Origin of the sequence: Streptomyces sp. adm13(2018), assembly GCF_008042145.1 — a bacterium.
GTDB lineage: Bacteria > Actinomycetota > Actinomycetes > Streptomycetales > Streptomycetaceae > Streptomyces.
Genome location: NZ_RDBH01000140.1, coordinates 11,506 through 22,998, shown reverse-complemented (window position 1 = coordinate 22,998; position 11,493 = coordinate 11,506). Strand labels below are relative to the sequence as shown.

Annotated in this window: 8 protein-coding genes and 1 pseudogene; 6 read left to right on the top strand and 3 right to left on the bottom strand. The window is 75.6% G+C overall.

Translation table 11 applies throughout. The features are described from left to right. Nucleotides 1-2,600 (bottom strand): nitrate- and nitrite sensing domain-containing protein (locus EAO70_RS27395; protein ID WP_261993081.1); only part of this gene is annotated, 2,600 nt, incomplete at its 3' end. 44 nt (nucleotides 2,601-2,644) lie between these two features. After that, a complete protein-coding gene (locus EAO70_RS27390; RefSeq protein WP_148005574.1) occupies nucleotides 2,645-3,472 on the bottom strand; it encodes an MHYT domain-containing protein in 828 nt (275 codons plus the stop codon). 176 nt (nucleotides 3,473-3,648) lie between these two features. Between EAO70_RS27390 and EAO70_RS27385 the strand changes: the two genes are divergently transcribed. From EAO70_RS27385 to EAO70_RS27370, 4 genes are all read left to right on the top strand, one after another. Next, nucleotides 3,649-4,257: a class I SAM-dependent methyltransferase gene (locus tag EAO70_RS27385; protein ID WP_148005573.1), complete on the top strand. Its 609-nt coding sequence runs from the start codon at nucleotides 3,649-3,651 to the stop codon at nucleotides 4,255-4,257. A 3-nt stretch (nucleotides 4,258-4,260) separates the two neighbouring features. Then, nucleotides 4,261-4,599: a transporter substrate-binding domain-containing protein gene (locus EAO70_RS27380; protein ID WP_148005572.1), complete on the top strand. Its 339-nt coding sequence runs from the start codon at nucleotides 4,261-4,263 to the stop codon at nucleotides 4,597-4,599. Nucleotides 4,600-4,796: 197 nt separating this feature from the next. After that, nucleotides 4,797-5,132, top strand: coding sequence for a hypothetical protein (locus EAO70_RS27375; protein WP_148005571.1), 336 nt, complete (start codon nucleotides 4,797-4,799; stop codon nucleotides 5,130-5,132). Between the two features lie 138 nt (nucleotides 5,133-5,270). After that, the gene (locus tag EAO70_RS27370; protein ID WP_148005570.1) at nucleotides 5,271-6,281 is read left to right on the top strand and encodes a hypothetical protein; all 1,011 of its coding nucleotides are present in this window, start codon (nucleotides 5,271-5,273) and stop codon (nucleotides 6,279-6,281) included. A 93-nt stretch (nucleotides 6,282-6,374) separates the two neighbouring features. Here the strand turns inward: EAO70_RS27370 and EAO70_RS27365 are convergent, their stop codons facing one another. Then, complete coding sequence (locus tag EAO70_RS27365; protein WP_410091433.1) at nucleotides 6,375-7,472, bottom strand: fatty acid desaturase family protein; 1,098 nt, start codon at nucleotides 7,470-7,472, stop codon at nucleotides 6,375-6,377. Nucleotides 7,473-7,584: 112 nt separating this feature from the next. On the opposite strand from EAO70_RS27365, the pseudogene EAO70_RS27360 reads away from it, so the two are divergent. Next, nucleotides 7,585-10,426 (top strand): annotated as a pseudogene (locus tag EAO70_RS27360) (DEAD/DEAH box helicase). Next, nucleotides 10,423-11,493: SNF2-related protein (locus EAO70_RS27355; protein WP_261993080.1), on the top strand; the 1,071-nt coding region annotated here is incomplete at its 3' end. The pseudogene EAO70_RS27360 and the gene EAO70_RS27355, both read left to right, overlap by 4 nt.

Below are 11,493 nucleotides of genomic sequence, written 5' to 3'. Positions count from 1 at the left end.
TCCCCGCGCCCCGCGGCACCGCCCGCCGGCCGCGGGGTGGTGCCGCGGGGCGCGGGGACGGGCCCGGCGGGCGCTCCGCTCCCGGCGGCGGGCGGTCCGGTCCGCGCGGGCGGCCGGGCCACCTGGGGGCGGGCGAAGCGGCGGGCCTCGGCGCGCTGCGCCTCCTCGTGTTCGCGTGCGGCGCGTGCCGGGTCCGTCCGCGGGTCGGTGCCGGGACGGCCGGGGCGGAAGCCGTCGCCGCCGAGCCGGTCGTCCGTGTTCCGGTCGCCCGTGGTCCGGCCGTCCGTAATCCGTAGGTCGTGGCTCTGGCGGTGGTCCGGGGCGGGCTCGCCCCGGCCGGCGACGGGGATGCGGGGGTCGCGCACCCGCGGGCTTCCGGCGGGCGGAGTGTCGGCCTCGTGGCCGGTCGCGCCCGCGGGCCCGGCCGAGGGCAGGGCGCCCTGGAGGAGGTCGGTCGGGAGCAGGACGACGGCCGTGGTGCCGCCGTACGGGGAGGTGCGCAGCTGGACCTTGACGTCGTGGCGGGCGGAGAGTCGGCTGACCACGAAGAGGCCGAGCCGGTCGCTGTCGAAGAGGTCGAGGGTCTCGGACTGGGCGATGCGGGCGTTGGCCTCGGCGAGGGTCTCCTTGCCCATGCCGAGTCCACGGTCCTCGATCTCCAGGGCGTACCCGTTGCCGACGGGTTCGCCGCTGACCCGGACCTTGGTGTGGGGCGGGGAGAACTGGGCGGCGTTCTCGATGAGTTCGGCCAGGAGGTGGGTGAGGTCGGCGACGGCGCCGCCGACGACGGCCGTCTCGGGGAGTCGGCGCACCTCCACGCGCGCGTAGTCCTCGATCTCGGAGACGGCGGCGCGGACGACGTTGGTGAGCGGGACGGGCATCCGCCAGGCGCGGCCGGGGGCGGCGCCGGAGAGGATGATCAGGCTCTCGGCGTGACGCCGCATGCGGGTGGTGAGGTGGTCGAGCCGGAACAGGTCGCCGAGTTCGTTGGGGTCGTCGACGCGCCGTTCCATGCTGTCCAGGAGGTTGAGCTGGCGGTGGACGAGGACCTGGCTGCGGCGGGCGAGGTTGACGAAGACGCCGGAGATGCCGCCGGCGAGTTCGGCGCGCTCGACGGCCGCGGAGAGGGCGGCTCGGTGGACGGTGGTGAGGGCCTCGCCGACCTGGCCGATCTCGTCCTCGGAGCGGGTGCCGGGCGGGGCCTCGGCCTGGATGTCGATGTCCTCCCCGGCGCGCAGCCGGCGCATGGCGGAGGGGAGTTCGCCGTGGGCGATGCCGAGTGCGGTGTTGCGGAGGCTGACGAGTTCGACGACCAGGCCGCGGCCGATCCGGACGGAGATGACGAGGGAGGCGGCGACGGCCACGAGGCCGAGGACCACCGCCGCGCCGCTCGCGGTGAGGACGCCGCCGGCGACGGGGTCGGCGCGGTCGGCCGCGGCGGTGCGGGCGTCGGTCTCGATCGCGGTGAGTCCGGCGCGTACGGCCGCGAGGGTGCCGTCCCAGTCGGCGCTGGGGACGGCCTGGGCGGCGGGGCGGCCGGAGGTCGAGGCGCGGATCAGGTCCTCGGCCCTGGTGAGCCGGGTGTGGTCGCCGCCGGCGGCGAGCCGGTCCCAGGCGGCGCGGTCGGCGGCGGGCAGGTCGGCGGTGGCGGAGGCAATGAGGGTGCGCCGGGTCTCCACGGCGCCGGAGAAGGCGCGGAGCCCGTCGTCGGTGAACCGGCCGGTGAGGTGGGCGACGGTGAGGAGGGCGTCCTCGCGGGCCAGCATCTCGCCGGCCCGGCCGAATTCCAGGAGCACGCGCGCGTCGGCGCCCTGCCGGGTGTCCTGCATGCCGGTGAGGGCGCCGCCGACGGCGAAGGCGGCGGAGACCGCCGCGGTGTACTCCGCGTACATCTGTTTCCCGTCGGCGCGGCCGTCGACGGCGGCGGTACGGAGCCGGGCGAGGCCGCCAACCGTGCCGACGAACGCGCTGACCCGCTGTCCGACTCCGGCGGGGAGGTCACCGGTGTCGCCGACGGTGTGGGTGTCGTCCAGGCGAAGGCGGTCGACAGCCTCGTCGGTGCGGCGGATGCGGTCCTTGAGCTCGGCGGACCGGGTGGCGCCGGGCGCGGCGACCTGGCGTACGGCGGCCCGCCGTTCGTCCTGGAGGGCGGCGAGGGCGTCCGCCACGGGCAGCCGGATCTCGGCGTCGACGCGCTGGAGCTGGCGGAGGCGGGCGACGTCCTGGGCGGTGGTGACGGTGGCGAAGCCCCACAGGGCGAGGAGCGACACGACCGGGACCATCAGCAGCGAGACGATCTTGGCGCGGACGGTGCGGGGTCGCAGGCCGCGCCGTGGGCCCGGGGCGCGGAGGCCCTGGCCCGCGGCGGCGGAGGGGCTGTCGGTGGTACGGCCTCCGGTGAGGGGGGCGCGCGCCCGGGGGACGACCCCCGGCGCGGGGCCCGCCGCGTGCCCCGTGCCGGCCGTGTGCGCGCCAGTGGCCTCGGGGGCGGGTCCGCCCTGCTCGTCGGCGGGCGGGCCGGCGTGTGCGCGCCGCCCGCGCGCGGCCGCCGACGGCGGCGTCGGCGCCTCTGCGTCGTTGGTCCTGCGGGGAGTTCGCATGGCCTCCTCGTTCCGACTGCGCTGGTCTCTGGTGCACGGGGGGTTCAGCTCGCGGGTGTACGGAGCGGCGGGGCGGTCCGGAAGCCGGGGGGTGCGGTGTCCGCCGCGTGCTCCGCGGTGAGGCGCCCCGCGGAGGCGTACGCCGCCCGCTCCCGGGCCGTCGGCGAGAGGGCAACGAAGGCGGCGGTGATGAAGAGGTAGGAGCCGAGGCCGACCGCGAGCGGGAAGATGAACTGCATGACGGTGGCGCCGGGGAGCGGGGCGGTGGACGGGGTCACGTCCACCCGCACGGCGAGCATGCCCGTGTAGTGCATGCTGCTGACGGCCGCGCCCATGACGAGCGAGGCGACGGCCACCGCGGCGGGCGAATGGATGTGGAGGGCCGCCCACAGCGCGGCCGTGGCGGCGACGACGGCGATGACCACGGAGAGGGCGACGAGCAGCGGGTCGAAGCGGACTTCGCCGTGGAGCCGGAGGGCGGCCATCCCCAGGTAGTGCATGCTCGCCACGCCGACCCCGGTGGTGAGCCCGCCGATCAGGAGCGAGCGGGCCCGGTCCCGTCCGTGGCCGACGACGAACACGCCGACGCCGACGACGGCCATCGCGACGACCAGGCTGAGGAGGGTGAGCGGGACGTCGTAGCGGATGACGGTGCCGGTCACGCCGAAGCCGAGCATCGCCACGAAGTGCATCGTCCAGATGCCGGTGCCGATCGCCGAGGCGGCCGTGAGCAGCCAGTTGCGGCGGGAGCGGCCGGTCGCGTCGAGGGCGCGCACCGTGCAGCGCAGCCCGAGGGCGGCGCCGACGCAGGCCATCGCGTACGACAGTGCGGGTGTCAGCCAGCCGAAGGTGGCGTGGTCCAGGTGTCCCATGGCTCCGGGACGCTAGTGCGCATCAGGGGGCGCATCAGGGGCGCATTTCGAAAGCTGATGGAATGTGACAGGGAGCTGATCCCGAACGATCGCACCGGGCTCGAACGTGCACGCAGAGAGTGCACACAAGATGTTCACATGCGCGGTCACTCCTCCGGGTGCGGAATCATGGGCTCATGAGCGACGACCCCACACACGTCCGAGAGTTCTTCGGCGCCCGCGCCGCCGACTGGGACAGCCGCTTCCCCGACGACGGCCCCGCCTACGCGGCCGCGGTGGAGGAACTCGGCCTGCGCCCGGGCGACGCGGTGCTCGACGCGGGCTGCGGAACCGGGCGCGCCCTGACCCCGCTCCGCGCCGCCGTCGGCCCGTCCGGCACGGTGCTGGGCGCCGACCTCACGCCCGAGATGCTGGAACGGGCGGTCGCCGCGGGGCGGGGCGGTACGGAGGGCACGGCGGCGCTGCTGCTCACCGACGTCGGGCGGCTGCCGGTCCGCGACGGCGCCCTCGACGCGGTCTTCGGGGCGGGGCTCGTCTCGCACCTCGCGGACCCCGTCGCCGATCTGCGCGAACTCGCCCGCACCGTACGGCCCGGCGGCCGGCTCGCGCTCTTCCACCCGATCGGGCGAGCGGCCCTCGCGGCCCGCCACGGCCGCACGATCACCCCGGACGACCTGCGCGCCGAGCCCCGGCTCCGCGCCGTACTCGCCGAGGCGGGCTGGCGGCTCGTGCGCTACGTCGACGAGGACGCGCGCTTCCTGGCCATGGCTGTCCGGGAGGCGTGAGCAGTGCCAACCCTTGGGGCCCGGCCTTGTGCCAGGGCGCCGATTCGGCGCCTCGCCGACCTCGACTCGGGGACCGTCGACGCCGTCACCACCGACAACGCGCTGCTCGCCGGCTACGCCGCGCACGACCCCTACGAAGGCCGGTTCAAGCTCGCCGGTGTCGACGCGAGCGACGAGCCGTACGGCATCGGCGTCCCGGAGGGCGGCGACGCCAAGGGCACCATCCGCCGGGCGCTCCAGAAGATGATCGACGACGGCTCCTGGGAGCGGGCCGTCGAACGGAACCTCCCCCTCCTCAAGGACACCACCCCGCCCGTCCCGCGGGCGACCGCGGGCGGCTGAGCCCCGTCCGGCCGGTCGGGCGCGGTACGGCGCCTTCGAGCCCTCCCCTCCGGGCCCTGCCGGTCGGCGTGCGGCGGCCAGGATCCGGAAGGGACGGCCCGGGTTCCCGAACGGCCTCAACGCGCCCTTCTTTCCAGGCACTTCACTGACTACCGTGGATCGTGCCGGGCAGTCGTGCCCGGGAGAGGCGGTGCGGCGTGGCACGGGTACCCGAAAGACTGCGCAGGCTCCTTCCGTCCGCCCGGAGGACACCGGAGGCGGCCCCGCCGGCGCCACCGCGTCCCCGGCAGGGGCACAACCTCTTCGAGGCCGCCGCCGCATACGTGGCCGCCTGCGCCGAGGACGATCCGGCCCGCGCCGAGGAGGCGGCGAGCCGCGTCTCCCCCGGGATGCTGTCGTTCGGCGTCAACGAACTGGCCTGCCGTGCGCTCCTCACCCTCGCCCGGGAGCGGAACGAGTCACCGAGGACGGTGGCCCGTTCGCTGCTGGGGCTGCGGGAGCAGCCGGCGCCCCGTCCGGCGGCCGACGCGTAGCGGGCGCGCGCCGGAGCAGAACGGGTCACGGGAATCCCGGCCGGGGGCGTACGGCGATACAGGTCACGACGCCCGGCTATGGACAGGCCTCCCTCCTCACTGGTTAAGGTGCGCCGACAACCAGATGGGGAGGCATGCGTGGCTGGGACGGACCCGATCGCCGAGGCCGAGGGCGCTGCCGACGCGCTGTTCGTGCTGACCGCGGCACTGCTGACGCCCGCGCGTTTCCCGAGCGTCCTCGGTGACGACTACCCGGCGGCCTGCGCCGTGCTCGGCCTCCTGCCGGACGCGGCGGGCTACGGCCTCGTGTTCGGCCAGGACGGGCTCGGCGCCCGTTGGACGGTGGTCGTCGACGACGTGTCGCTCGTCGCCGTGGCCATCGCCTCGTGGGACTGCGGCATGGCCTACGACCTGTCCCCCGACGAGGACTCGGTGGTCGCCGGGCTGCCGGGCTGGCCGCTCGCCGTGGCCACGCGCGCGCCTGGCGTGCCCGACCCGCACGACCCGGAACCCCAGGAAGGCGATCCGGCTCCGCTGGTACCGCCGTCCGGCGACGTCTGGGGGCCCGCGCAGCGACGCCTCGGAGCCGACGAGGTGGCGCACCAGTGGGCGGCCTGGCGGAGCCAGGTGACGGACGGGGGGCCGGCCGGGGGCGCGACCCCGTCGGAGGGGGTCGGAGCCCCGCCCGAGCGGGCCGCGGTACCCGCGCCGGCCGCCGTACCGGCCGAGCCGGCGCCCAAGCCCATGACCTGGTTCGAGAGGCCGTCCCGCGCACAGACGACGTCCGCCCCGGCGCCGCAGGCGCCCCCGGCCGCCGAGCCGGCGGGAGCGGGCCCGTCCGACGCCGCTCCGGCCACGGACGTCGCCTCCGACCCGTACGCGGGAGTCCGCCGGGCGCTCGACGAGCTCCGCGGCTACCTGACGGAGCCCCCGCCGGTCGGCCGGGTGCGGTCGACCGGCACCGAAGCGGAGGGCGGCGTACGGACGCTGCGCGCGGACGGTCCCGGCTGGTCGCTGGTGGCACGGCCCGACGACATGGCTTTCGTCCTTCTCGACGAGCTGCCGCGCGAGGTCCTCCCCGTGGCCCGCGGGCCGCGTCTGCCCGCGCTGCTGGAAGGGCTCGACGCGTTGGCCGTACGACCTACCTGAGGGTGCCCCGGGGGCCGAGCCGGGACCGGTGCGTGCCCGTCGCGCCCGCGTGGACGGCACTCCGGGTACGTGCCGGGGTGACCGTGCTCGACGCTACGCGGCCGCCCCGGACCGCAGGGGCGCCCCCACCTCGTGCAGGTGACCGAGAGCCTGCCGGTACGAGTCGACGAAGCCGGTCTCCGTGTACGGGATGCCCAGGGCCGCGCAGTGGGCACGGACGGCCGGCTGGGCGAGGCGCAGGTGGGGGCGCGGCATGCTCGGGAAGAGGTGGTGCTCGACCTGGTAGTTGAGACCGCCCAGGAACCAGTCGGTGAGGGCGCTGCCCCGGATGTTGCGCGAGGTGAGGACCTGGCGCCGCAGATGGCCCCAGCTGTCGCCGTCCGCGTGCCCGTCGGGCCGTTCCATGCCCTTGTGGTTGGGGGCGAAGGCCATGCCCAGGTGCACCCCGAGCAGCATCTGGTGGACGACGGCGAAGACGAGCGCCTGGAGAGGGGTGAGGAAGGCGAGGAGCAGCGCGGTGTAGCCGGCGAAATGGGCGAGGAGCAGGCCGCCTTCCACGAGCCGGTCGCGGCGGGTGCGGCAGGGGCCGTCCTTCGCGAGCAGCGCCTGGACGCCGTACACCTTGAGCGCGATGCCCTCCAGCGTCGTCAGCGGGAAGAACAGCCAGGCCTGGTGCCGGGTGAGGAAGCCCCGCAGTCCGGTGCGGCCGGTCGTCTGGTGCTCGGCGAAGACGAGGATGTCGGCCGCGACGTCCGGGTCCCTGTCGAGGTGGTTGGGGTGGGCGTGGTGCCGGTTGTGCTTGTCGTTCCACCACTCCCGGCTCATGCCGAGGAGGAGGTTGGCGTGGACGAGCTGGAGGATCCGGCCGGCCTTGCGGTTGGCGGTGACCTGGGCGTGGCCCGCGTCGTGGCCGACGAACGCGGCCCGGGCCGACAGCAGCGCGAGGGGGAGGGCGAGGGGCAGCGCCCACCAGGAGGGGCCGATCAGGGCGAGTGCGGCCACGACGGCGCCCATGCCGAGGAGGTTGGCGGCGATGCCGCGGGCGTACCAGCCGGGGCGGTGGTCGAGGAGCCCCTGCGACCTGACCAACCGGAGGAGCGGGGTGAACTCGCTGCCGCCCCCGGTGCGGGCGGGCGCCGCGGCGGCGGGTGCGGCGGCGGCCGGGGGCAGGACGGGGAGCCCCACCCCCACGCCATCGGGGTCCCGCCCTGAGGGAACTGTGGTGTGGGTCACACCGGGAAACGTCCGCGTCCCGGGCCGGCGGTGAGGTACCCTCGGCCGCTCGGACTTCAGGTAGTCAAATTTGAGGAATGCGTTGTCGCTGTCGCACGGACCCGATGAACTCACCCGCCACTCCGCCGTCTTCCTCCCCGCCGAGCCGCCCCGCGCGGGCCTGATCGCCTTCTGGTCGCCGAACGACGACCCGGCTCTCCGTATCGGCACCGGCACCGGCGCTGCGAGCGCCACCGAAGTCACCGGCTCATCCGGCACCGCCGGTACCACCCAGACCACCGCCGACATCACGGTCGTCGACGGGGAGACCCTCCGGCCGGTGGCCGTTCCCGCCCGCGTCCTGCCCGTACGGGACGCGCTGCCGCTGCTCGCCCGGGCACGGTTCTCCGACTCCGCGTCGCCGTCGAGCGCCTTCTGGGGCGCCGCCGCGCTCCTCGCTCTGGACCTCGTCTCGCGCGGTCTGCTGCTGCCCGGCCTCGCGCCGGGCGACTTCGACGCCTGGCGGGCCGGCCCCCTCGGCCCCGAGGAACTCGCCGCCGTGCGGACGCTCGCGGCCTCGATGCCTCCCGAGGCCCACGCCCGCTGTTCGGGGATCGACTGCGGGCGTCCGGCTCTCGCTCCGGCTCGAACTCCCGGGCTTCACCGCCGAGTCGGAGAAGGCGCCTGACTTCCGTGCGGTCCTCCAGTTGCAGGGGGTCGCCGACCCGACCCTGGTGGCGGACGCGGCCGAGGTGTGGGCGGGCTCGGGCCGGGCGGCGTCCGCCTTCGGCCCCCGGGTCCGCATGGACGTCCTCCTCGGCCTGCGCCGCGCCGCGCGGGCCTGGCCTCCGCTGACCCCGCTCCTCACGGCTGCGGTGCCCGACACCGTGGAACTCGCCGACGAGGACGTCGCGGAGCTGCTCGGCACGGCGGGCCGGGCGCTGGCCGCCGCGGGTGTCCAGGTGCACTGGCCGCGGGAGCTCGCGGACCGGCTGACGGCGAGTGCCGTGATCGGCCCCGTGGACGGCGCGGCGACGGACGGGCAGGACTCCGGCCACGCCCCGGACGGGCCCGCAGTTCTGGCACTCCCCACCGGAGGGGCCGCCGCGGCGGCCCCCGGCCCCGACGCGGCCCAGGGCGAGGGGCGTTCCGCCGCGGGTCTCCCGTCGTTCCTCTCGGCCGGCGCCCTGCTCGGCTTCAACTGGCGCTTCGCCGTGGGCGACCAGGAGCTGACCCGCGCCGAACTCGACCGTCTCGCGGAGGCCGGGCGGCCGTTGGTGCGGCTGCGTGACCGATGGGTCCTCGTGGACCCGGACGAGGTGCGCCGGGCCCGCTCGCAGCAGGACCGCCCGGTGACGCCGGTGGACGCCCTGTCGGCCGTCCTCACCGGTACGACGGAGGTCGACGGCCGGCCCGTCGAGGTGGCGGCGACCGGCTGGCTGGAGCGGCTGCGCGAGCGGATCGCCGACCCGGAGGGCGGGCGGCCGCGGGTCTCCCAGCCCGCGGCGCTCACCGCGACCCTGCGCGACTACCAGCTGCGCGGGCTGGACTGGCTGGACCGGATGACCTCGCTGGGTCTCGGTGGCTGTCTCGCCGACGACATGGGCCTCGGCAAGACCATCACGCTCATCGCGCTGCATCTGCACCGCCAGACCGACCCCGCCTCCGCCGGTCCCACCCTCGTCGTCTGCCCGACCTCCCTCATGGGCAACTGGCAGCGCGAGATCGAGAAGTTCGCGCCCGGCACGCCGGTGCGCCGCTTCCACGGCGCGACCCGTGACCTGGAGGACCTCGCCGACGGCGACGTCGTCCTCACCACCTACGGCACCATGCGCCTCGACGCGGCGCGGCTCGCCGGACGGACCTGGGGGCTCGTCGTCGCGGACGAGGCGCAGCACGTCAAGAACCCGTACTCGGCGACGGCACGGCAGCTGCGGACCATCGGGGCACGCGCGCGCGTGGCGCTGTCCGGCACTCCCGTGGAGAACAACCTCTCGGAACTCTGGGCGATCCTCGACTGGACCACCCCGGGCCTGCTCGGCACCCTGGGCGCGTTCCGGACCCGGTTCGCCGCCGCGGTGGAGGGCGGCCGGGACCCGGCCGCGGCCGCCCGGCTCGCGGCCCTGGTCCGGCCGTTCCTGCTGCGCCGCCGCAAGTCGGACCCCGGCATCGCACCCGAACTGCCGCCGAAGACGGAGACCGACCGGACCGTCTCCCTGACGCCGGAACAGGCGGGCCTCTACGAGGCGGTGGTGCGGGAGACCCTGGCGGCGATCGCCGAGGCCTACGGCATGGCGCGGCGCGGTCTGGTCGTCAAACTCCTGACCGGTCTCAAGCAGATCTGCAACCACCCCGCCCAGTACCTCAAGGAGGACCGGCCGAGGATCGAGGGCCGCTCGGGCAAGCTGGAGCTCCTCGACGAACTCCTCGACACGATCCTCGCCGAGGGGGCGTGCACCCTCGTGTTCACCCAGTACGTGGGGATGGCCAGGCTCCTGGAGGCGCACCTGGCGGCGCGGGGCGTGCGGACGCAGTTCCTGCACGGCGGTACGCCGGTCGCCGAGCGCGAGGCGATGGTCGCCCGTTTCCAGTCGGGTGAGGTCCCCGTCTTCCTGCTCTCCCTCAAGGCGGCCGGTACCGGGCTCAACCTCACGCGGGCCGAACACGTCGTGCACTACGACCGCTGGTGGAACCCGGCCGTGGAGGCGCAGGCCACCGACCGCGCGTACCGGATCGGGCAGGACCGCCCGGTGCAGGTGCACCGGCTGATCGCCGAAGGAACGATCGAGGACCGGATCGCCACCATGCTCGACCGCAAGCGGGAGCTGGCGGACACCGTCCTGGGCTCCGGCGGCGACACCCCGCCGGAGCTGACCGAACTGACCGATGCCGAGCTGGCGGAGCTCGTACGACTGCGGGGTGACGCGCGATGAGCGGGTACGGACACGAGGGTGACGAGCGGACCTTCGCGGCGCTCCCGCCCGCGCGGGGCGGGTCCTTCGCCCGGACCTGGTGGGGACTGACCTGGCTGAAGGCGCTGGAGGACACCGCGCTCGACGGCGAGCAGCTCAAGGCCGGACGGCGGCACGCGCGCGCGGGGGCGGTGGGGGCCGTGTCGGTGCGGCCCGGGCGGATCACCGCGGTGGTGCAGGACCGCGACGGCACCGCGTACCGCGGCGACGTCCTGGTGCGGGAGTTCTCGGCGGAGGAGTGGGAGCGGCTGCTCGACCTCGCCGTCGACAGCGCGGGGCACATCGCCGCGCTCCTCGACCGCGAGATGCCGCCGCACCTGGTGGAGGACGCGTCGGCGGCGGGGCTCGAACTGCTGCCGGGGATCGGCGATCTCGAACCGCAGTGCGGCTGCGAGGCCTGGGACCACTGCCCGCACACCTCGGCCCTCTGCTACCAGGTGGCCCGGCTGCTCGACGAGGACCCCTTCGTCCTGCTCCTCATGCGGGGGCGTGGCGAGCGCACCCTCCTCGACCAGCTCCAGGCGCGCAGCGCCGCACGGGCCGCGCGCGGCGGTCGGGGTCCGGAGGACGCGTCGGCCGAGGAGACGGCCGGACAGGTCGGCGGGATGCCGGGCGTGTCGGCCGAGGAGGCCTTCGCGGCCGGGTTCCTGGTGCCGCCGCTGCCGGCGCCTCCGGTCGCGCTGCCCGCGCCGGGTCGGTCGCCGTCCCTGGAGACGGACACGGAGCCGGAGCCCGGCGTCGACCCGACCGCCCTGGAGTTCCTCGCGTCGGACGCGGCGGGCCGCGCACACCGGATGCTGGGGCCGCGGGTCTCCCAGCCCGCGGCGCTCACCGCGACCCTGCGCGACTACCAGCTGCGCGGGCTGGACTGGCTGGACCGGATGACCTCGCTGGGTCTCGGTGGCTGTCTCGCCGACGACATGGGCCTCGGCAAGACCATCACGCTCATCGCGCTGCATCTGCACCGCCAGACCGACCCCGCCTCCGCCGGTCCCACCCTCGTCGTCTGCCCGACCTCCCTCATGGGC

Bases quoted from the DNA above. Each gene is read 5' to 3' on its own strand.
- EAO70_RS27390 (WP_148005574.1), bottom strand. From the start codon at position 3,472: ATGGGACACCTGGACCACGCCACCTTCGGCTGGCTGACACCCGCACTG.
- EAO70_RS27385 (WP_148005573.1), top strand. From the start codon at position 3,649: ATGAGCGACGACCCCACACACGTCCGAGAGTTCTTCGGCGCCCGCGCC.